Origin of the sequence: Amycolatopsis saalfeldensis (genome assembly GCF_900110575.1) — a bacterium.
Taxonomy (GTDB): Bacteria; Actinomycetota; Actinomycetes; order Mycobacteriales; family Pseudonocardiaceae; genus Amycolatopsis; species Amycolatopsis saalfeldensis.
Map to the genome: position 1 here is coordinate 540,131 of NZ_FOEF01000002.1, position 20,909 is coordinate 561,039.

Below are 20,909 nucleotides of genomic sequence, written 5' to 3' on the forward strand. Positions count from 1 at the left end.
GCGTGCGTCTCAGGCTCCGTCCGCTCGTACCAGGTACAGCTCCTGCGTGCCCGCCCAGGGGGACGCGATCCGCCAGTGCGCCAACGGGTTCAGCGGCGCCGGCTGCCCCACCCCCGTCGGGGTGAGCGCGAACTCCGGCTTGATCGGGGGCACACGAAAGTCGAAATGCTCGAAGTTCAGGTCGATCAGCTTCCGGCCGAGCGCGCTCGTAGTCGCCTTGCGCTGCTCGATGGCCGGGCCGACCGCGCCGCGGTCGTCGAACAGGTCGACGATCGAGCAGCCGCAGCTGTAGGCCAGCACGCCGATCTCGCCGCCGCTGCGCACCGTCCCGCGGCCGACGAGCCGGCCCAGCTCGGCGCCGATCTGCTCATACTGCGCGGTGGTGGTGTGGTTCGACATGATCGGCGCGAACGCCCGCGGCAGCCCCGTCGAGACGTAGTTGCCGGCACTCGCGACCACCAGCGCGGCCGCGGCCAGCGCCGCCGGAATCCCCCCGGCGCGCCGGGCCAGGACCGGCGCGCGCCCGGCCAGCGCGGCGATCGCCGCGGCGAGGAAGATCGTGGTGGCCACGATGCTCGGCCCGTAGTACCAGTGGTACGGCGGCACGTGCAGCCGCGAGTACGCCAGGTAGTGCACGGCGCCGGCCGGCACGAGCGCGCCGAACGGCAGCAGCGCGGCCGACGCCGGGCCGCGGCGGGCGAGCGTGGCCAGCCAGCCGAGGAAGGCCGGCGCCCCGAGCGCGGCCGGCAGGAACGAAAGCCAGGTCGCCCACGGGAAGTCGCCCGCGTACAGCACCGGGCCGTTCGAGAAGTCGTAGGCGCCCCAGGACTTCTGCAGCGTCTTGATGATCAGCGTGTCCGGCACCGCCGAGCCGAGCACCACCCAGCTGAAGGCGAACCACGGCACCGCGACCACCAGCGCGGCCAGCACCGACTTCCCCATCCCGGCCCAGAACCGCTTGCGCAGCAAGAAGATCACCAACGCGAGCAGCACCAGGTCCACGCGGATGAGCACCAGCGCCCCGGCGGCCACGCCGAGCAGCACCGGCCGCCGTTCCACGGCGAAGACCAGCAGCGCCACCACCGCCGCCGCGCCGAACTCCACCTCGAGGCCGATCGAGGAGATCAGCAGCGGGTTCACCGTCAGCAGCACGACGGCCAGCGGCGAGAACCACGACGGCAGGCCCGCCCGGTCCCCCACCCGCCGCAGCCCGGCGGCGATGACCACCTGGCAGAGCACGTAGAGGATCCCGGCCGCGAGCACGGCGTCGCGCACCACGAAGGTGAGCGCGCCGAGGACCAGCACGCTCAGCGGCGAGGTCGCGGTGTTCGACGTGCCCAGCTCGATCAGGCCCCAGTGGCCGTGGAAGGCGAGGTTGCGGGCGTAGGACAGCGTGATGAAAGTGTCGTCGATCAGGTGCGGCCGGAAGAGCGCGAACGCCCCGGCCGAAAGCACCGCGACGACGGCGGGCAGCACCCACCGCCGTCGGTCAGGCCGGTCTTCGGAGGTTCTGGGCACGGTGTCGGTCGACAGCACAGGGCGGGTTACCTCGCGGGTTCGGGCCGATGCCCATTACGCGCGCACCAGCGTGAAGTGGCCGACACCCTTGGCCGCCGAGTACACCGTCCACGAGTCGGGGCCGGAAGCCGGGCCCTTGTCGTAGAGAAGCCGGTAGTCTACCGGGCGCGGTTGCTGCGTCCGATCGAACCAGTGGTAGTTGATGCGCAGGCCGAGCCGGGTCACTTCACCGCTGTCCGCGAGGCGCTTGCGGACGATGCCCGCGACCTGGCTGCGGTCGGAGAACACGTCCAGGATCTGGCAGTCGCAGTAGTAGGCGAGCGTGCCGATTTCCCCTGGCCCGGCGACCGAAGCGCCGTTCAGCCGCTTGCCGAGCGCCTGGCCGACGCGGGCGTAGTCGGTGGAGCTGGCCCAGTTGCCGAAGATGACCGGCGACGGCCACGGCACGCCCTGCGCCAGGTCCAGCACGATCGTGCTCGCCACGACGGCCCACGCGAGCCCCAGCGCCAGCCGCGGCGGGCCGGCGCGCAGTTCCGGGCTCTCCCCGGCCTTCGAGAGCCACACCCCGGCCAGCAGCACGGCGAACATGCCCGTGGTGACCACCGGCGTCACGTAGTACCAGTGGTACGGCCCGACCCCGAGCGTCGAGTAGACGATGTAGTACAGGACGCCGCCGGCGCCGAGCCCGACCACCGGGGCGAGCGCCGGGAAGTCCTCCCACCGCCGCGCGAACCGCAGGCCCAGCCAGGCCAGCAGCACGACCACGCCGACCAGCGCCGAGGCGAAGGTGAGCATCACCGTCACCGGCTGGTAGAGGAAGTACATCATCGGGCCGCTGAAGTAGCCCCAGGCGCCGAACAGGCCGTCCTGGTCCTGCTTGATCACCAGGGTGTCCGGGATGAACGAGCCGAGCGCGAACCAGCTGAACAGGAACCACGGCGCGGACACCAGCACCGCGGTGCCGAACGCCCGCCAGAAGTGCTTGCGGATCCCCGCCGAGCAGAACGTGATGACCAGGACGAACACGACCAGGTCCAGCCGGGTCAGCACGGTGAGCGCGGCGGCGACGCCGAACAGCACCGGCCGGCCCTCGACCGCGAACACGGTGAGCCAGAGCAGGATCGCCGGCACTAGCAGGACCTCGAGCCCGGTCGCCGACAGGAGGAACGGGTTCACCAGCACCAGGACCACGCCGAGCAGCCCGACCCACGAGGAGAGCTTGAACGCGCGCATCAGCCGCAGCCAGGCCCAGCCGAGCGCGCCGCTGGTCAGCACGGTCAGCGCGCCGAGCGCGAACACCGGGTGCCCCGAGCCGCTGATCCGGGTGACGAACGTGAGCAGGCCGAGCAGCAGCACGTCGAGCGGCGAGGTGGCCGAGTTCGCCGTGCTGCCCGGCACGAGCGCCCATTCGCCGTGCATCGCGAGGTTCTTCGCATACGCCAGCGTGATGTAGCCGTCGTCGGTCAGGCTCCCGCGCACGAGCAGGAACGTCAGCAGGCCCAGCAGGGCCGCGGCCCAGGGCAACCATCGGAAGCGCACGGAGCGTGACCGTACGGCACTGTGCGACCGGGGCTTGACGCGACTGCCCGCGCCCTCGGTCATCGTGACCACTGACTCATCCACCGACATGGTCCGGAGACTTTAGAGCACTCTCGTTACAGCCGTGCTAAGGCGCGGCGGGAAGGACCCGTGCTCGTCACACCAGTGCGTGGCGCCCGGCGCGCTCGGTGTCGCGGCTCTGGTCGAGCATCCGGGCCGCGACCCGGCCGATCGCCGCGTCGAGCTCCTCCCGGCCACCGGGGCCCCAGTCCGCGAGCCGCTCGGCGATCCAGTCCTTCCACGCGCGCACGAGCTTGCCGAACTCGCGCTGCCCGCTGTCGGTGAGCGACCAGCCGCCGCCGGAGTAGCTCAGGTAGCCGGTCAGCTCCAGCCGCGCGAACGCGGGTTCGAGCACCTGCGCGGGCACGCTGTAGTGCTCGCCGATCGCCTGGAGCGTGGCCCGCTCGCCGCGGCGTCGGCGCAGGTGGACCTGCACGAGGCACCAGAGCCCGCCGTGGTCCAGCTCGGCGCCGGCGCGCTCGGCGATGGCGGGCGCGACCTTCCGCCGCTCCCGGAAGAACAGCGTCGAGATCGCGCGCTCCAGCTCGCGGTCGTGGTCGCGCGCCTCGGGCATGCCGAAGCCGTCGCCGAGGTCCGGCGCGGCCGCGCGCGAGGTGTCCCGCAGCGGCATCTCCTTGAGGAAGAACGAAAGCGCCAGCGCCACGAGCCCGACCGGCGCGGCGGAGAGGAACACGACGTGCAGCGACTGGCTGTACGCGTTGATCACCGGCTCCGACACACTCGCCGGCAGCTGGTGCAGCGCCTGGGGCACCTGCAGCGCGCGCGGGTCGACCCCCGGTGGCAGCGGGTGCTCGGCGACCGCCTTCGCGATGTTCGGCGCGAGCTGGTTCGCATACACCGTGCCGAAGATCGCGGCGCCGAACGAGCTGCCGATGGACCGCAGGAACGTCACGCCGGACGTGGCGACGCCGAGGTCGCGGTAGTCCACCGTGTTCTGCACGGCGATGGTCAGCACCTGCATGCCGAGGCCGATGCCCAGCCCCAGCACGGCCATGTACAGCGCCGATTCCCAGAATCCGGTGTGCGGGCCGAGGCGCGAGAGCAGGTAGAGCCCGGCCGTCATGCCGATCGCGCCCAGCATCGGGAAGATCTTGTACCGCCCGGTTTTGCTCACCAGGTTGCCGGACAGGATCGAGGCGAACAGCAGGGCGAGCACCATCGGCAGCAGCCGCACGCCGGACGAGGTGGCCGACACGCCCTGGACGTACTGCATGTACGTCGGCAGGTAGGACAACGCGCCCAGCATGGCGAAGCCGACGACGAAGCTCATGATCCCGCCGACGGTGAACACCGGGTTGCGGAACAGCCGCATCGGCAGCATCGGCTCCTTCGCCCGTAGCTCCACGAGCACGAACAGGCCCAGCAGCACCAGCGAGCCGACGGCCATGCCGATGATCGTCACCGAGCCCCACGGGTACGTGGTGCCGCCCCAGCTGGTGACCAGCGTCAGCCCGGTCGCGGCCAGGCCGATCAGCAGGATGCCGAGGTAGTCGATCACCGGCTTGACCACGGCGCGCGCGTTCGGCATCACCGCCGTCGCGACCACCAGCACCACCACGACCAGCGGGATGTTGACGTAGAACGCCCACCGCCAGGACAGGTGGTCGACGAAGAAGCCGCCCAGCATCGGCCCGGCGACGGTGACCACGCCGAAGACCGAACCGAGCGCGCCCTGGTACTTGCCGCGCTCGCGCAGCGGCACGACGTCGGCGATCAGCGCGGTGGAGGTGACCATCAGCCCGCCGCCGCCCAGGCCCTGCACCGCCCGCCAGATGATCAGCCACGTCATGCTGTCGGCGAACCCGCAGAAGAACGAGCCGACGCCGAAGATCAGCACGGACAGCTGGAACATCAGCTTGCGCCCGAACAGGTCGCCCAGCTTGCCGATGACCACCGTCATGATCGTCTCGGCCAGCAGGTACGCGGTGACCACCCAGGACAGGTGCCCGGCCCCGCCGAGGTCCCCGACGATGGTCGGCAGCGCGGTGCCCACGATGGTCTGGTCCAGTGCGGCGAGCAGCATGCCCAGCAGCACCGCGGCGAACACCGCGTTGATCTTCCGCCGCGACATCCCGGCTCCCGCCGGCACTGGCTCCTCTGTGACCTCAGCGGTCGCGGTCATGCGGCCCTCCTCGCGCTCGCGTCCACCGTATTGCCCGGTGTCCACTGTGGATAGCCACTCGTTCCGGTGACCACCGTGGTTGACATTCAGTCCAGATTTGGACAACATTTCCACCCGTGGATTACCTCGACGCGCGCTCCGATCGCCGCTACCCGCTCGACCCGTTGCGCTGGCGGGGCGACGACGGGGCGCCGCTGAGCGTCGAGCCGATGCCCGGGATCACGCGGGCGGACGTCGAAGCCGGCACGAGGTCGCTGTGGCGCTACCGCGCGGCGCTGCCCGGCGGCATCCGGCGCCCGATCTCGCTCGGCGAAGGCTGCACTCCCCTGGTCGAGCTGCCGTGGCGCGGGCACGGCACCCGGTTCAAGCTCGAATGGTTCAGTCCCACCGGGAGTTTCAAGGACCGCGGCAGCAGCGTGATGCTGTCTGTCCTCGCGCAAGCCGGGGTGACCGCGGTGCTGGAGGACAGCTCCGGCAACGGCGGCTCGTCGGTCTCCGCATACGCCGCCGCGGCCGGGATCGCGGCGACCATCCTCGCGCCGGAAGCGACTTCGCCCGCGAAGGTCTTACAGAGCCGCGCGTACGGCGCGAAGGTCGAGCTGGTCCCGGGCACCCGCGACGACACCGCGGCCGAGGCGCTGCGCCGGTCCGGCGAGACCACGTACGCGAGCCACAACTGGCACCCGTTCTTCTTGCAGGGCACCAAAACTCTTGCTTACGAGCTGTGGGAGGACCTCGGCTTCACCGCGCCGGACAACGTCGTCACCGTGGCCGGCGCGGGCAGCATCGTGCTCGGCTGCGACCTCGGTTTCGGTGAGCTGCTCGCCGCCGGCGCCATCACGAAGCGGCCGCGCCTGCTCGTCGCCCAGCCGGCCCACTGCGGGCCGATCGACGCGGCCTTCCGCGGCGCCCCGGCCCGGCCGTTCGCGCCGACGATCGCCGAGGGCACGGCGATCCGCGAGCCCGTGCGGCTGCCCGAGGTGCTCGCCGCGATCCGGCGCTCCGGCGGCACCACCGTCGCGATCGAGGAGGACGAAATCGCCGCCGCCACCCGCGACCTCGCCGCCATCGGCCTCTACGCGGAGCCGACCAGCGCCACGGCCGCCGCCGCGGTCGAGCAGTTCCGTGCCCGCGGGGTCATCGCGCCCGGCGAGACGACCGTCGTCGTCCTCACCGGCTCCGGGCTCAAGGCCGCCACGACGATCGGCGGGCTCCTGTGACCGAGGACGAACTCCTGTTCCGGGAGGCGGAGAAGATCACGATCGCCGTCGGGCGGATGTTCCCCGGGCTGTGCGAGGCGGTGCTGCACGACCTGCGCGACCCCGGGCACGCCGTGCGCGTGATCGAGGGCGGGCTGTCCGGCCGGTCGGCCGGCGACCCCGCGACGGAGCTGGGCCTGGCGCGCATCCAGGACCCGGGCTTCCCCGACGTGCTGCAGAACTACCCCAACCGGCTGCCCGACGGCCGCCCCGCGAAGAGCACGTCGATCGGGATCCGCAACCGCGAAGGGGACTACATCGCCGCGCTGTGCCTGAACCTCGACGTCTCGCTGCTGACCACCGTCTCGGCCAGTTTGACCGCGCTGGCCCGGACCGACGACCAGGACCTGCCCGTCGCGGAGACGCTGCGCGCCCGCACCACCGACGATCTCCGCGCCGCCGCCGAGGCGTTCGCGACCGCGCGCGGCCACACCCCGCGCAGCCTGCCCGCAGCGGCGAAGCGGGAGCTCGTGCGCGAGCTGAAGTCCGGCGGCCACCTCGAGGTCAAGCACGCGGTCGCCACGCTCACCGGCCTGCTCGGCGTCTCCCGCGCGACGGTCTACAACCACCTGCGCTGAAACTGATCAGCGGCCGTGGCTGCGCCGGTCGTAGGACACCGCGTAGATCGCGCTGCGGGCGGCCAGCACCGGGTCGTCGGACAGCTCGATGCCGGGCGTCAGCTGGGTGGGGTCGAAGACCTGCGCGGCCCAGTGCTCCTGGTCCGCCACCTCGGCGGTGATCGACAGGCGTCCGGCGGTGACCTCGGTGCGCTCGGCCGGCCACACCAGCGTCGAGTCGTGGGTCGGGTCGCCCGGCTCGCCCAGCTGGACCTTCAGCGTGAACTCCACCGGGCCCTCCCCGAGCCGCTGGGCCAGCTCCTCCGTGAGCTGGGTGGCGGACCAGTCCGCGCCCTCGCCTTCGCCGAGCACGGCCTCCCCCGCCACCGGCTCCCAGCGGTAGCGCACGGGCCGGGCGACGCCGTCGGCCCCGCGCCAGAGGAACGCGTGCACGGCCCAGTACGTGGTGGTGCCGTAGCTCCGCGGCGTCGGCAGCTTCGCGGCGGCCGCGAGGGCCGGGCCCGCGCTCGGGTGCGCGGCGACGTGCGCCTGCACCTTCGCCAGGTCGGGCGCGCCGGTCGCCGGGTCCGGCTCGGCGGCCTCCAGCAGGTGCAGGAAGTCCTCCGGGGTCGAGGCGATGAACCGGTCGAGGTTGATCGTCACGAGGTCGGTGGTACCCCCGCCGGGCAGGTGGAATTTGGTCGCGAAGCCGCGGACCGCCCGGTCGGCGTCGGGCAGGTGCGGGTCGGTGTCGGTGTGGGAGAACCGCACGGTCGCCGCGACGGGCTCGTTCCCCAGGTGCGCGGCCGTGGTCAGGTCGGCGGCGACACCGGACGGCACGAACGTCGCGTCGTAGCAGACGCCGCGGGCGTGGGCCCGGCGGTAACCCGGGAAGGTGCCCTTCAGCTGCTCGATCTCGTCCACAATGGACGAGGACAGCTGCGAGGCCGGCAGTTCGGAGGTCATCCCGCGAAACTAACCGGCCGCCCCGGCCCGCGCCCGGCATTCTGTCCGCCCGGGCACCGAAGTGTTCCTGAACGCACCAAGATCATCTCGGCCTGATCGGGCGCCGGTTTGTCAAATCAGGGAAGCGAACTCGAGTATTTTCCTTGGCGTGATCTGACGCACACCTTAAGTCTTCCTTGGTGTGCTTGGTCACCGCTCCCTTGACCGCTAGCGTCCCGCAACCATGGATTCCACAGTGGTCACCGAGAAGGGTGACAACTACACCAAAGCACTCGGCAAACGCCAAGTGCAGATGATCGCGATCGGCGGCGCGATCGGCGTCGGGCTGTTCCTCGGCGCGGGCGGCAAGCTCCACACCGTCGGCCCGTCGCTGGTCTTCTCGTACGCGATCTGCGGCATCGCCGCGTACTTCGTCATGCGGGCGCTCGGCGAGCTGGTCATGCACCAGCCGACGTCGGGCAGCTTCGTCGTCTACGCCCGCAAGTTCATCGGGCCGTGGGCCGGCTTCGTCTCCGGCTGGATGTACTGGCTCAACTGGGCGATGACCGGGATCGCGGAGATCACCGCGGTCGCGATCTACGTGCACAAGTGGCTGCCCGACCTGCCGCAGTGGATCACCGCGCTGGTCGCGCTGGGCGTGCTGCTGGCGGTGAACCTGCTGAGCGTCAAGCTGTTCGGCGAGCTGGAGTTCTGGTTCTCCGTGGTCAAGGTGCTCGCCATCGTGGTCTTCCTGGTCACCGCCGTCGGGCTGGTGCTGACCGGCGCGAACATCGGCGGCGCCACCGCCGGCGTGCACAACCTGACCGACCACGGCGGGTTCTTCCCGGCCGGCATCGGCATCGCGCTGATGACGCTGCAGGCCGTCATCTTCGCCTACTCCGCGATCGAGGTCGTCGGCATCGCGGCCGGCGAGACCAAGGACGCCCGCAAGGTGCTGCCGAAGGCCATCAACGGTGTGGTGTGGCGGATCGGCGTGTTCTACGTCGGCTCGGTGCTGATGCTCGCGATGCTGCTGCCCTGGCCGTTCTACAACGGCGACGAGAGCCCGTTCGTCACGGTCTTCTCGCGCCTGGGCATCGGCGGCATCGGCGACGTGATGAACGCCGTCGTGCTGACCGCCGCGCTGTCCTCGTGCAACTCCGGCCTCTACTCCACCGGCCGGATCCTGCGCGCGCTGGCCGACAAGGGCGAGGCGCCGAAGTTCGTCGGCAAGATGAACAGCCGCCACGTGCCCTACGGCGGCATCCTGTTCACCTCCATCGCCTATGTGCTCGGCGTGGTGCTGAACTACATCGTCCCATCGGAGGCGTTCGACATCGCCATCGCGATCGCCTCGCTGGGCGTGGTGGCCACCTGGGCGACGCTCATCTACTCGCAGATGCGGATGCGCGAGGCCGCGCTGCGCGGCGAGCTGGAGCGGCCGAGCTACCGGATGCCCGGGGCGCCCTACACGGGCTGGGCCACGCTCGCGTTCCTCCTGCTCGTGATCGTGCTGATGGGCTTCTCCGACGGCGCCGAGAAGATCGCGTTCTACTCGATCCCGGTGCTCGTGGTCGTGCTCGTGCTGGGCTGGCGGTTCGTTTCGCGCCGTCGCCCGGCCGACGCCGACCTCGAGGTCTGACCCGGACGCCGGGCCGGAGCGGATCCGGCCCGGCGGGCCCGGTGCGGGCATACTCGGATCCGGCCCGCGCGCCCGCGCCGGCACGCGGGAGGTTTCACCAGTGATTTCGTCGGAGGCGTCACGGAGGGTGACGATCCACGACGTCGCGCGCAGCGCCGGCGTCTCCCGGCAGACGGTTTCCCGCGCCCTGAACGACAAGGCCGAGATCGACGGCGCCACCAAGCAGCGAGTCCTCGACGCCGCCCGTGAGCTGGGCTACCGGCCGAGCCGCTTCGCCCGCGGGCTGGTGCGGCAGGACACCACCACGATCGGCCTGGTCATCCCCGATCTGCGCAACCCGTTCTTCACCGAGGTCGCCGCCGCCGCGCTCGAAGCCGCGCGAGCCCGAAGCTGGCACGTCGTCGTCTACGACACCGCCGACAGCGCGGACGAGGAACTCGGCACCCTGCAGGTGATCGCGTCCCAGGTGGACGCCGTCGTCGGCTACTTCAGCCAGCCGGAAGACGAGCTCGACCGCTTCACCCGCGGCATCCCCGTCGTCCTGATCGGCCGCGAGCACCACACACCGCGGTTCAGCTCGATCCGCATCGCCGGCTCCGAGGGCGTCGCCGAAGCGATCTCGCACCTCGTCGCCGCGGGCCACCGGCGGATCGGGATGCTCGACCACGCCGGGCGCGCCGAGCCCAGCGTCCGCCTGGACTGGTTCGCCACCGCGATGGCCGCGCACGGCCTCGGCGCCGATGCCGTCGCGGGCGCCGCCCAGTCCGTCGACGGCGGCGCGGAAGCGCTCGAAGCGCTGCTCCGGGCGCACCCGGACCTCACCGCGGTGTTCACCTTCAACGACATCATCGCCATCGGCGCCCTGCGCGCGGCCCGCCGGCTCGGCCGCGCCGTGCCCGCCGACCTCGCGGTGATCGGCTTCGACGGCCTCGAGCTCGGCACCCTCGTGCACCCCGCGTTGAGCAGCGTCGCCCTCGACACCCGCGCGGTCGGCGCGCTGGCGATCGAGCAGGCCGCCCGGCTGCTCACCGGCGCCACCCCGCTGACGGCCGCCGACCTCGTCGTCCGCGCCCGGCTGCTGCTGCGCGAATCCGCCTGAAGCCCGCTGTCCTGGCTGGGTTCTTGACACACCCGGGCCAGGTCAAGCATGCTTCGCGGCAATTCGTGAACGTTCACGGGAGCGTTCACGGACACCCGGAGGGTCCCCGATGACGTTGACTCGACGAAGGCTCCTGACCGGCGCGGCCGCCCTCGGCGCCGCGGCGCTGGGAGCCGCCGCCTGCACCAGTCCCACGACCGCGAACCCGGGGCGGATCACGCTCTGGTACACCTCGAACGGCCTGTCCGAGCAGGTGCTCGGCGAGGCCGTGCGGCGGTTCGCCGCCGCCAAGCTGACGCCGTCGCAGGTCAGCGGCGAGCTCAAGCAGCGGCTGCTCGCCGCGCTGGCCGGCGAGGCCTATCTGCCGGACATCACCATGCTCGGCGACGACATCGCGACCTACTTCGCCGACACCGACCACTTCGTCGACCTCAACACCCTCGGCGCGGCAGGGTCGAAACCCGAGTACCTGCCGTGGAAGTGGCAGGCCGGCGCGAGCCCGGACGGGTTCCAGCTCGGCTTCCCGATCGACGTCGGCCCGGCCGCGCTGTACTACCGGCACGACCTGTTCGCCCAGGCCGGCCTGCCGAGCGAGCCCGACGACGTCGCCGCCGCGGTGCCCACCTGGGACGACTACTTCGACTTCGGCGTGCGGGCGCAGAAGAAGCTGCCCGGCCGCTACCTGATCACCGACACCAAGACCGTGTTCACCTATTCGCTGGCCCAGGAGCCGCGGAAGTACTTCGACCGGGACAACCACTACCTCGACGACCAGTCGCAGGTGCGCCGGGCGTGGGACCGCGCGGTCAAGGCGTTCCGGCTGGGCCTCACCGCGGGTTATGCCGGCTCCCAGAGCCAGAACGGCGAGTCCATCGACCGGCACGCCGCCTGGAACAGCGGCAAGGAGCTGAGCTTCGTCAACGCTTCGTGGATCACGGGCGAGCTGAAGCAGTCCGCGCCCGGGACGTCGGGCAAGTGGCGGGTCTGCCGGGCCCCCGGTGGCGCGGGCAACCAGGGCGGCTCGTTCCTGGCGATCACGAAGTACTGCCCCGACCCGCACGCGGCGTTCGAGATCGTGAAGTGGCTGCAGTCGCCCGCGAACCAGCCCCAGAACTACCTGGAGCTGGGCCTGTTCCCGCCCAGCCCGTCCGTGTACAGCGACCCGCGGCTGCTCGCGCCGGAGCCGTTCTTCGGCGGCCAGGCGACCATGGACGTGTTCTCGAAGACCGCCCGCGAGGTGCGGTCCGTCTACTTCAGTCCGTGGGACATCACGATCAGCGACACCTACACCGACGCACTGACCACTGTGGAGAGTGCCGGCAAGGATCCGGAACAGGCGTGGAACGACGCGCGGGCCTCGGTCGAACGGCTGCTGCGCCGTCAGGGGGTGCTCTCGTGACCGCGATCCTCCCCGGCACCGCGCCCGCCTCCGCGCCGGCGCGCCACGCGCCCGTCAGCCGCCGCAAGCGGTGGCGCTACCTGCCCCAATACCTTGCGATAGCACCGTTTTTCCTGCTGTTCGCGGTCTTCGGCCTCTACCCGGTGCTCTACTCGCTGTACCTCGCGCTGCAGCGCTGGGACGGCGTCGGGCCGATGAAGTTCATCGGGCTGGAGAACTTCCGGTTCCTGCTCAGCGATGCCACGTTCTGGGAGTCGATCGGCAACACCCTGGTCATCTGGGTCATGTCGACGGTCCCGATGACGGTGCTGGCGCTGCTGATCGCGCTCGGGCTCAACTCGTCGGTGCGCTTCAAGGGCGTGCTGCGGGTGGCCTACTTCCTGCCGAACGTGACCTCGATCGTGGCCATGTCGCTGGTGTTCGGGTCGATCTTCTCCAACGATTTCGGCATCCTCAACTGGGTGCTCGGCCTGGTCGGCATCGACCACGTCCAGTGGCTCAACGACCCGTGGGCGATCCGCAGCGCGATCTCGATCATGATCATCTGGCGGTGGACCGGCTACAACGCCATCATCTTCCTGGCCGGCCTGCAGGCGCTGCCGTCCGACGTGTTCGAAGCCGCCCGCATCGACGGGGCCGGGCCGGCGCAGACGTTCTTCCGCATCACGCTGCCGCTGCTGCGCCCGGTGCTGCTGTTCTCCGTGGTGATGTCGGCGATCAGCGGGATGCAGATCTTCACCGAGTCGCAGGTGCTGCTCGGCAACCGCGGCGGCCCCGACGGCGCCGGGCTGACGATGGTCCTCTACTTCTACAACACCGCCTTCGCGGACAACGACTTCGGCTACGGCGCCGCGATCGCCTGGGGCATCTTCGTCGTCGTCGTGCTGTTCTCGATCCTCAACTGGCGGCTCGTCCAGCGCCCGGCCCGCGGCTCGGTCAAGGAGGCGGTCCGATGACCACCACTCGCGGGCGCGTCGTGACGTACGTGGCCCTCATCGTCGGCGCCCTCGCCACCCTGTTCCCCTACTACTGGCTGGCCGTGATGGCGTCCAACACCACGGCCGACATCTACGCGACCCCGCCGCGCCTGACCTTCGGCGGCCACCTGTTCGCCAACATCGGCCAGGTGTTCGCGAAGATCGACTTCTTCGGCTCGCTGCTCAACACCCTGATCGTCGCGGTGGTGACCACGCTGCTGGTGCTGTTCTTCGACTCGCTGGCCGCGTTCACCTTCGCCAAGTACGACTTCCCCGGCAGCTCGCTGCTGTTCGGCATCCTGCTGGCCACGTTCGTCGTGCCGACGCAGCTGGCCGCGATCCCGCAGTTCGACCTGATGGCGCACTTCGGCTGGGTCGGCGACCTCAAGGCGCTGATCATCCCGGCCGCCGCCAACGCGTTCGGCATCTTCTGGATGCGCCAGTACGCCCGCGGCGCCATCCCGGACGAGCTGCTGGAGGCCGCGCGGATGGACGGGGCCGGCTTCTTCCGCACCTACCTGTCGGTCGGCCTGCCGGTGCTGCGGCCCGCGCTGGCGTTCCTCGGCATCTTCACCTTCGTCAACGCCTGGAACGACTACCTCTGGCCGCTGGTCGTGCTGATCGACTCCAACCACGTGACGCTGCAGGTCGCGCTCTCGCAGCTGAACGGGTTGTACGTCAAGGACTACAGCGTGGTCATGGCGGGCACGCTCGTCGCCATCGTCCCGCTGATCATCGTGTTCCTCTTCGGCGCGCGGCACTTCATCCGCAACATCGCCGCCGGCGCCCTCAAGGGCTGAAACCCCCGCACTGGAAGGAAGCCATGCCGCCGTCGTACTTCGAAGACCCCGCGCCCGGGCGGGGTTCGCTCGCGCCGCGCGCCGCGTTCGCCTCGGACGCGCGCGCGGTGAGCCTGAACGGGACGTGGCGGTTCCACCTCTCCCCCTCGCTCGCGGCCGCGCCGGAGGGGATGCACGCCGAGGACTTCGACGACCGGGCCTGGGACACCCTCCCGGTGCCCGCCCACTGGCAGCTGCACGGGCACGGGAAACCGGCTTACACCAACGTGCACTACCCGTTCCCGGTGCAGCCGCCCGAGGTCCCGTCGGACAACCCGACCGGCGACCACCGGCTCACCTTCGACCTGCCCGCGGACTGGCCGGACGAGCCCGCGGTGCTGCGCTTCGACGGCATCGACTCGTGCGGGCGCGTCTGGCTCAACGGCTCGGAGCTGGGTGTCACCAAGGGCAGCCGGTTGCCGTCGGAGTTCGCCGCCGGGCATCTGCTGCGCCCGCGCGGCAACGTGCTCGCGGTGCGGGTGCACCAGTGGTCCGCGGGCAGCTACCTGGAAGACCAGGACATGTGGTGGCTGTCCGGGATCTTCCGGGACGTGACGCTGCTTTCCCGGCCGTCCGGCGGAGTCGCCGACTACCAGCTGCACGCCGGCTACGACCACGTCACCGGCGAGGGGGCGCTGTCCGTCACGGCCGCCGACGGGGTGCTGCTGAGCGTGCCGGCGCTGGGCGTCGAAGACCTGCCCGCCGGGGAGACGGTCCGGCTGCCGGTTGAGCCGTGGAGCGCCGAGTCGCCCCGGCTGTACGCGGGGGTGGTGCACACCGCCGCCGAGCGGGTGCCGGTGCGGATCGGGTTCCGCACCGTGGTGATCGCCGACGGTCAGCTCAAGGTCAACGGCGCGCCGGTGCTGTTCCGAGGCGTCAACCGGCACGAGCACCACCCGGAGTCCGGCCGCGCGCTGCCCCGCGAATCGGCGCTGGCCGACATCGAGCTGATGAAGCGCCACAACGTCAACGCCGTGCGCACCAGCCACTACCCGCCGGACCCGTACTTCCTCGAGCTGTGCGACGTCCACGGCCTGTGGGTGATCGACGAGTCCGACCTCGAGACGCACGGGTTCGGCGACCTCGGCTGGGCGGGCAACCCGAGCGACGATCCCCAGTGGACAGACGCCTACCTCGACCGGATGCGCCGCACCGTGGAGCGGGACAAGAACCATCCGTCGATCGTGCTGTGGTCACTGGGCAACGAGGCCCAGACCGGGCGGAACCTCGCGGCGGCGGCCCGGTGGACGCGCGAGCGCGACCCCTCGCGGCCGGTGCACTACGAGGGCGACTTCGAGTGCGAGTACGTGGACGTGTACAGCCGGATGTACGCCGACCACGAGGAGGTCGACCGGATCGGCCGCCAGGAAGACCCGAACGCGCGCCGCCGCGCGATGCCGTTCCTGCTCTGCGAATTCGGCCACGCGATGGGCAACGGCCCGGGCGGGCTGCTGGAGTACCGCGAGCTGTTCGAGCGGTACCCGCGCTGCCAGGGCGGGTTCGTCTGGGAGTGGATCGACCACGGCCTCACCCGGCTTGACGCCGAGGGCCGCGCCTATTTCGCGTACGGCGGGGATTTCGGCGAGCAGATCCACGACGGCAACTTCGTGATCGACGGGGTGCTGCACCCGGACCGGACGCCGTCGCCCGGGCTGGTGGAGTTCGCGAAGGTGTTCGAGCCGGTGCGGATCACCGCGACCGCCGGCGGGATCCGCGTGGCGAACCACTACGACTTCCTCTCCCTGGAACATCTTTCCTTCTCGTGGGCGTACGAAGAGGACGGTGTGGCGGTGGCCTCCGGCGACCTCGCCGTGCCGTCCGTCCACCCTGGACAGAGCGCCGAGGTGCCGCTGCCGCCGCTGCCCGACGTCACGGGTGAGGGCTGGCTGACCGTCCGCGCCACGCTGCCCGAGGCGACGGCCTGGGCTCCCGCCGGTCACGTGGTCGCGTGGGGGCAGCTCCCGGTCGTCCCCGCGCCGCTGCCGCCCACCGCGGCTACTGGCGCCGCCTTGCGCTTTGAGGGTGCCGAGCTGCACCTCGGCGCCGGAACCTTCGACGCCGCAACGGGTCTGCTCACCACGCTCGGCGGCCACCGCGTCCACGGGCCGAGGCTCGACCTGTGGCGCGCGCCGACCGACAACGACCGCGGCTCGGCGCCGTCCGAGGAAAGCCAGTGGCGCGCGGCCGGGCTGCACCGGCTCCAGCACCGGGTGGCCGCCGTCAAGCGGCGGGAGGCCGAGCTGGTGGTGCGCACCCGCGTCGCCCCGCCCGGCCTCGGCTTCGGGCTGCTCGCCGACTACCACTGGACCGCGGACGCCGGGCGGTTGCGGCTGCGCGTGGAGGTCGAGCCGGACGGCGAGTGGCCGTGCACCCTGCCCCGGCTCGGACTGCGGATGGCGGTGCCGGGCTCGTTCGGCGCCGTCGCGTGGTTCGGCGCCGGGCCTGGCGAGGCGTACGCGGACAGCCGGCAGGCCGCCCGCGTCGGCCGCTTCGCGCGCTCCGTCGAGGAGCTGCAGACGCCGTACGTCTACCCGCAGGAGAACGGCAATCGCACCGACACCCGTTGGCTGCGGCTGACTTCCGCGGACGGCGCCGGGATCCGGATCGACGGCGAGCCGTTGTTCGACTTCAGCGCCCGCCGGTGGACCAGCGAGGAGCTGGACGCGGCCCGGCACACCGTCGACCTCGAGCCGGGCGAGCTGCTGCACCTCAACCTCGACCTCGCACAGCATGGTCTCGGCACGGCGTCGTGCGGGCCGGGCGTGTTGCCGCAGTACCGGCTCCACGCGCAGAAGGCGGGCTTCACCCTCACCTTCACCACTGTGGACGGGCCTGCCTGACGGCTAGCCGGTCATCCCTCGTCGAAGCACAGGCAGAAGGGGTGACCGGCCGGGTCGAACAGCACCCGGACGTTCTCCTGCGGCTGGTGCTCCGCCAAAACGGCCCCCAGCTCGACGGCCTCGGCCACCGCCGAGTCCAGATCGCCGACCTGGAAGTCGAAGTGCATCATCGGCCGCTGCTGCCCGGCGGCCGGCGGCCAGACCGGCGCGACATAGCCGTCCGCCTGCTGGAAGACGAAAAACGGTCCTTCCGGGGAAGCGGCGACGATGGCCGTTCCCGGCTCTTCGTGCCCGACGTGCCAGCCCAGAAGCTCGGCGTAGAACCTCGCCAGGCCGCCCGGGTCCGGCGCCTCGATCGCCGTCCCCCACCACATGCCACCGGTTCGTGATTTCATCGCGACAGTCTGCCTCGTGCTCACGCCTTTGTCGCGGGCTCAGGTGCCGTACCGGTCCTTCACCACCGACGGCGTGTCCAGGTTGTGCCCGGCGTCGATGCTCTGCGCCAGCCGCAGGTACTGCCCCTCCGCCCACATCAGCGGCGCGGCGCTGCCGGTCGGGCGGCCGAGGCCGAAGCAGGCGGCGTCGGCGCGGTCCCAGACCTGCTCGGGCACGAAGTACCCGTCGTTGGCCGCGTCGGCCATGGACTTCAGGTAGACCGCCGCGGACCGGCCGTTGGCCAGCTCGTACTCGCCCCGCTCGCCCGACAGCACCGGCCACAGGCGGCCGAAGCGCTGCGGGCCGTTCGCCGGCCAGCCGGTGCACGCCGTGGTGCTCTCGCCGTAGTTGTCGTGCGGGTAGCGGTGGAAGTAGACGTCGCCGTTCGGCAGCGTGACCTGCATCGGCGCGTTGCCGTCCGAGGCCGCCGCGGTGGCCGGCACGGACGCGGCGATCGTCGGGTCCGCGGCCGGGCGGATGCCGAGCCGGACCAGGTCGAGGAAGCCGAAGTCGACGACGTCGTGCTCGTAGAAACAGCCCTCGTCGAAGCAGATCTGGCCGCCGTCATCGGGGTCGGTGCCCTTGTCGATCCGCTCGTAGTACTTGTGCGCGCCCCAGTAGCCGGTGCTGGTGACGGTCCAGGAGTCGAGCGAGCCGCGCCAGGAGTCCGCTGTGGACTCCCACGTGGCCGCGCTGGCGGTGTCGCCGTTGGCCCGCGCGATCGCGCCCGCCGTGACCAGGCCGGCGATCTCCGCGGCGATCGAAGACGGCGACCGGCCGGACTGCTCCTCCCACCGTTCCGTGGTGACCGGGCCGGTGGTCCGGATGTGCTCGGCGGTGACCTTGACCTTCGCGTACGTCGCGGAGTCGGTGAGCCCGGTCAGCCAGGCCAGCACGATCGCGTCGGAGTCCTGGTCCAGCTGCTCGCAGCAGCCCAGCAGCTGGCCGCTCGCCCCGGCGACGCCGCTGACCGGGCTGTACCGCGGGAACGCGCCCGCGGGGTAGGTCGTGCCGTCGCCCGCGGTCGGCGAGCCGATCCACTGCGAGTTCCACAGGAACTCCGCCATCCGCCGCGGCTGCGCGGTGTCGCCGGCGGCGAGCAGGCCGGTCGCCTGCTGGTACAGGTCGCGGCCCCAGACGCGGTGGTAGCCGTCGTTGAGGCCGTCGCCGTTCACCACGTCGCCCCACGGCGTGGCCAGGCCCGCGACGCTCGCGCCAGGGTGCGTCTTGTCCTCCGCGGCGTGGAGCGCCATCGCGGCGACGTAGTACGCGCGGCGCCGCTGCGTGTCGCCGGAAACGCTGGCCGGGGCCGGTTTCAAGCCGCCGACATAGGAATTCCAGCCCGAGCGGTAGCCGCTTTCCAGGCTGTCGAACCCGCTCGACAGCGAGCCGCTCGCCGCCCCGCTCGCGGCCGCCGCGCTGGCGCCGTACCCGAGCGCGACGGTGAACGTGGTGTCCGCCGCGACCGGGATCTGTCCACACTGGACGACGTTGCCGGGGCCGGAGACGGAGTCGAACTGGTTGCTCAGCGCCTTGTCCGCGCGCAGGTCCGTGAGACAGTCGCTGGCCGCGCCGGAATACCCGTTGTCGTGCGCGGAAAAGCCGAGCGAGGACTGGAGTGACGACACGACCGTGGTGCTGCTGCCGAACAGGTTCTCGGTCCCGCTCGCGACCAGCCCCGTGCCGTCCCAGGAAGCGGTGTCGTTCGCGGCGCCGCCCGCCATCGACGGGTTGGCCAGCAGGAAGAGCCGGTAACTGCCGCCGTCGAGCGATTGGAAGCGGGTGCGCGTCACGAGTGTCGCGCGTGACGGGTCGGTCAGGTAGGTCGTGGTGATCCGGTACTTGCCGCTCTTCGCGGTGTTGGTGACGGTGTACTCGAGCGCCTTCTCGTCGGGCATCGAGACGGCGTGGTCCGTCGCGTCGCGCTCCAGGTCCACAAAGGAGGAACCGTCGGTGACGACGTACTGCATGTCCTGCATGTTCGGCACGTCGGCGCGGGGGTAGAAGACCTCGGAGGTGACGCCGTTCGCGACGGTGAACCAGACCGGGCTCGCGGGGCCCGCGGCGGCGGTGCCGAGCGCGGACTTGTCCCCGGTCGTCCACGAGGAGGGGCCGCCGCAGCAGTCCGTCGCGGGCCCGGTCGCGGCGGTCGCCGGGGCGGCCACCAGCGCCGAGGCGGCCAGCACCGCCACCACGACCGCGCGGGTCTTCGTCCACGTCCTCATCCGGTTCCCTTCGGCTGCTCGGCGGGCCCCGACATGGTGCCGCCGCCGGAGCCGGGAGACAACAGCCGAACGGCGGGAACTCCGGCGGTTCAGGCGTCGGGCGCGTCGGCGATCCGGTCGAGCCATTCCGCCATCAGGACCCGTTCGGCGTCGCTGAGCACTTTCGCTTCGTCGAGCGAGGCGCGCAGGGCGACGGCGCGCGCGGCGGGCCCCGTGTCCGGCGACGGCGCCTCGGCCGAGACGATCAGGCTGAGCACGTTCTCCCGCACGATCGCGGAAAGCTCCTGGTCACGCTCCTGCGGCGGGGTGGCGATCAGCGACAGCACCACGCCCATGCCGGTGCTGTGGATGAGCCGCATGGCGCGCTCGACGCTCATCCGCAGCCGCCCGGCGTCCGCGACCCTGGTCACCTTGCGCCGGAGGATCTCCATGCCCTCGCTCCGGGCCGGGCTGGCCTCGCCCGGCCGGGCGTCGGTGTACATCAGGACGTAGAACTCGGGCTGGGTGAGCCCGAAGCCGCAGTGGTGGTCCCAGCCGCGGCGGAGGTCTTCGACCGGGTCGTCGCTCGGCGCGTTCGTCTGCTTGCTCTCCAAGAAGCGCTCGAACCCATAGGCCGCGACGGCCGCCAGCAGCCCTTGCTTGTCCCCGAACAGCCGGTAGAGGGTCGGCGGCTGGATCCCCGCCGCGGCGCTCACCGCGCGGGTCGACAGGCCTTCGCGCCCTTCGCGGACCAGCAACTCGGCGGCGGCGGCGAGCACCCGGTCGCGGGTCGTGTCCGAGGTAGCCATGCTTCCGATGGTAACAAGATCCGGGTAACGACTGTTCGATGACCGGGTGCACGGCTTACCTGAAGGAGTGACGGCCGGCGGCCCGAAACTGTCGTACCCGGATGGTCAACTTTCCCGAGAGCGGCCGCCCGCCCCGAGGGCGCCGCCGGGAACTCGGGAGAAAACCATGGCCGGAGACACCGTCATCACCGTCGTCGGGAACCTCACGTCCGATCCGGAGCTGCGCTTCACCGCCACCGGCGCCGCGGTCGCGAGCTTCACCGTCGCGTCGACCCCGCGCACCCTGGACCGCCAGACCAACGAATGGAAGGACGGCGAGGCGCTGTTCCTGCGCTGCAGCCTCTGGCGGCAGGCCGCGGAAAACGCGGCGGAGTCGCTGACCCGCGGCACCCGCGTGATCGTGCAGGGCCGCCTGGTCCAGCGCTCGTTCGAGACGAAGGAGGGCGAGAAGCGCACGGTCGTCGAACTCCAGGTGGACGAGATCGGCCCATCGCTCCGTTATGCCACCACCACGGTCAACCGCGTCGCCCGGTCCACTTCGCCGTCCACCTCCGGCGACGGCTCGGACAGCTGGTCCACCGCCCCGGCCACCGCGGCCGCGGGCATCGGCGAGCCGCCCTTCTGAGGGCCGCGCTCTGTCCACA

Annotated in this window: 16 protein-coding genes; 9 read left to right on the plus strand and 7 right to left on the minus strand. The window is 71.3% G+C overall.

Annotation, left to right across the window (positions count from 1 at the left end):
- Positions 1-9: 9 nt before the first annotated feature.
- The 3 genes from BMY97_RS06640 to BMY97_RS06650 all read right to left on the minus strand — a co-directional run bounded on the left by BMY97_RS06640 (position 10) and on the right by BMY97_RS06650 (position 5,260).
- A complete protein-coding gene (locus tag BMY97_RS06640; RefSeq protein ID WP_245787182.1) occupies positions 10-1,518 on the minus strand; it encodes a hypothetical protein in 1,509 nt (502 codons plus the stop codon).
- Between the two features lie 54 nt (positions 1,519-1,572).
- The gene (locus BMY97_RS06645; RefSeq protein WP_245787183.1) at positions 1,573-3,057 is read right to left on the minus strand and encodes a glycosyltransferase family protein; all 1,485 of its coding nucleotides are present in this window, start codon (positions 3,055-3,057) and stop codon (positions 1,573-1,575) included.
- A gap of 157 nt (positions 3,058-3,214) precedes the next feature.
- Positions 3,215-5,260, minus strand: coding sequence for an MDR family MFS transporter (locus tag BMY97_RS06650; RefSeq protein WP_091613993.1), 2,046 nt, complete (start codon positions 5,258-5,260; stop codon positions 3,215-3,217).
- Between the two features lie 116 nt (positions 5,261-5,376).
- Between BMY97_RS06650 and BMY97_RS06655 the strand changes: the two genes are divergently transcribed.
- Together BMY97_RS06655 and BMY97_RS06660 are read left to right on the plus strand one after the other, a co-directional pair.
- The gene (locus BMY97_RS06655) at positions 5,377-6,480 is read left to right on the plus strand and encodes a threonine synthase (protein WP_245787184.1); all 1,104 of its coding nucleotides are present in this window, start codon (positions 5,377-5,379) and stop codon (positions 6,478-6,480) included.
- Positions 6,477-7,097 (plus strand): helix-turn-helix transcriptional regulator, encoded by a 621-nt coding sequence (locus BMY97_RS06660; RefSeq protein WP_091613995.1) that lies wholly within the window; start codon positions 6,477-6,479, stop codon positions 7,095-7,097. Before BMY97_RS06655 ends, BMY97_RS06660 begins: the two co-directional genes overlap by 4 nt.
- 6 nt (positions 7,098-7,103) lie before the next feature.
- On the opposite strand, the gene BMY97_RS06665 is transcribed toward BMY97_RS06660, so the two are convergent.
- Positions 7,104-8,042, minus strand: a complete 939-nt coding sequence (locus BMY97_RS06665) for a catalase family peroxidase (protein WP_091613998.1) — start codon at positions 8,040-8,042, stop codon at positions 7,104-7,106.
- Positions 8,043-8,265: 223 nt separating this feature from the next.
- Here BMY97_RS06665 and BMY97_RS06670 point away from each other — a divergent pair, with 223 nt between their 5' ends.
- From BMY97_RS06670 to BMY97_RS06695, 6 genes are all read left to right on the plus strand, one after another.
- Positions 8,266-9,663 carry an amino acid permease gene (locus BMY97_RS06670; RefSeq protein WP_091614001.1) on the plus strand — a complete coding sequence of 466 codons (1,398 nt, stop codon included), beginning with the start codon at positions 8,266-8,268 and terminating at the stop codon, positions 9,661-9,663.
- A 127-nt stretch (positions 9,664-9,790) separates the two neighbouring features.
- A complete protein-coding gene (locus BMY97_RS06675; protein WP_177231212.1) occupies positions 9,791-10,762 on the plus strand; it encodes a LacI family DNA-binding transcriptional regulator in 972 nt (323 codons plus the stop codon).
- 109 nt (positions 10,763-10,871) lie between these two features.
- A complete protein-coding gene (locus BMY97_RS06680) occupies positions 10,872-12,161 on the plus strand; it encodes an extracellular solute-binding protein (RefSeq protein WP_091614007.1) in 1,290 nt (429 codons plus the stop codon).
- Entirely contained in the window at positions 12,158-13,117 is a 960-nt protein-coding gene (locus BMY97_RS06685) for a carbohydrate ABC transporter permease (protein ID WP_177231213.1), read from the plus strand. The genes BMY97_RS06680 and BMY97_RS06685 overlap by 4 nt, the downstream gene beginning before the upstream one ends.
- Positions 13,114-13,938: a carbohydrate ABC transporter permease gene (locus BMY97_RS06690; RefSeq protein ID WP_091614011.1), complete on the plus strand. Its 825-nt coding sequence runs from the start codon at positions 13,114-13,116 to the stop codon at positions 13,936-13,938. The genes BMY97_RS06685 and BMY97_RS06690 overlap by 4 nt, the downstream gene beginning before the upstream one ends.
- 23 nt (positions 13,939-13,961) lie before the next feature.
- Positions 13,962-16,817 carry a glycoside hydrolase family 2 TIM barrel-domain containing protein gene (locus BMY97_RS06695; RefSeq protein ID WP_091614013.1) on the plus strand — a complete coding sequence of 952 codons (2,856 nt, stop codon included), beginning with the start codon at positions 13,962-13,964 and terminating at the stop codon, positions 16,815-16,817.
- 11 nt (positions 16,818-16,828) lie between these two features.
- Here the strand turns inward: BMY97_RS06695 and BMY97_RS06700 are convergent, their stop codons facing one another.
- The 3 genes from BMY97_RS06700 to BMY97_RS06710 form a co-directional block, all read right to left on the minus strand.
- Positions 16,829-17,212, minus strand: coding sequence for a VOC family protein (locus BMY97_RS06700; RefSeq protein WP_245787185.1), 384 nt, complete (start codon positions 17,210-17,212; stop codon positions 16,829-16,831).
- Positions 17,213-17,251: 39 nt separating this feature from the next.
- Positions 17,252-19,477 carry a glycoside hydrolase family 15 protein gene (locus tag BMY97_RS06705; RefSeq protein WP_091614018.1) on the minus strand — a complete coding sequence of 742 codons (2,226 nt, stop codon included), beginning with the start codon at positions 19,475-19,477 and terminating at the stop codon, positions 17,252-17,254.
- 89 nt (positions 19,478-19,566) lie between these two features.
- Positions 19,567-20,265, minus strand: a complete 699-nt coding sequence (locus tag BMY97_RS06710) for a TetR/AcrR family transcriptional regulator (protein WP_091614021.1) — start codon at positions 20,263-20,265, stop codon at positions 19,567-19,569.
- A 166-nt stretch (positions 20,266-20,431) separates the two neighbouring features.
- Between BMY97_RS06710 and BMY97_RS06715 the strand changes: the two genes are divergently transcribed.
- Positions 20,432-20,890, plus strand: coding sequence for a single-stranded DNA-binding protein (locus BMY97_RS06715; RefSeq protein ID WP_091614023.1), 459 nt, complete (start codon positions 20,432-20,434; stop codon positions 20,888-20,890).
- Positions 20,891-20,909: the final 19 nt, after the last annotated feature.

Bases quoted from the DNA above. Each gene is read 5' to 3' on its own strand.
- BMY97_RS06650 (WP_091613993.1), bottom strand. From the start codon at position 5,260: ATGACCGCGACCGCTGAGGTCACAGAGGAGCCAGTGCCGGCGGGAGCC.
- BMY97_RS06690 (WP_091614011.1), top strand. From the start codon at position 13,114: ATGACCACCACTCGCGGGCGCGTCGTGACGTACGTGGCCCTCATCGTC.
- BMY97_RS06710 (WP_091614021.1), bottom strand. From the start codon at position 20,265: ATGGCTACCTCGGACACGACCCGCGACCGGGTGCTCGCCGCCGCCGCC.
- BMY97_RS06670 (WP_091614001.1), top strand. From the start codon at position 8,266: ATGGATTCCACAGTGGTCACCGAGAAGGGTGACAACTACACCAAAGCA.
- BMY97_RS06705 (WP_091614018.1), bottom strand. From the start codon at position 19,477: ATGAGGACGTGGACGAAGACCCGCGCGGTCGTGGTGGCGGTGCTGGCC.
- BMY97_RS06715 (WP_091614023.1), top strand. From the start codon at position 20,432: ATGGCCGGAGACACCGTCATCACCGTCGTCGGGAACCTCACGTCCGAT.
- BMY97_RS06695 (WP_091614013.1), top strand. From the start codon at position 13,962: ATGCCGCCGTCGTACTTCGAAGACCCCGCGCCCGGGCGGGGTTCGCTC.
- BMY97_RS06665 (WP_091613998.1), bottom strand. From the start codon at position 8,042: ATGACCTCCGAACTGCCGGCCTCGCAGCTGTCCTCGTCCATTGTGGAC.
- BMY97_RS06680 (WP_091614007.1), top strand. From the start codon at position 10,872: ATGACGTTGACTCGACGAAGGCTCCTGACCGGCGCGGCCGCCCTCGGC.
- BMY97_RS06700 (WP_245787185.1), bottom strand. From the start codon at position 17,212: ATGAAATCACGAACCGGTGGCATGTGGTGGGGGACGGCGATCGAGGCG.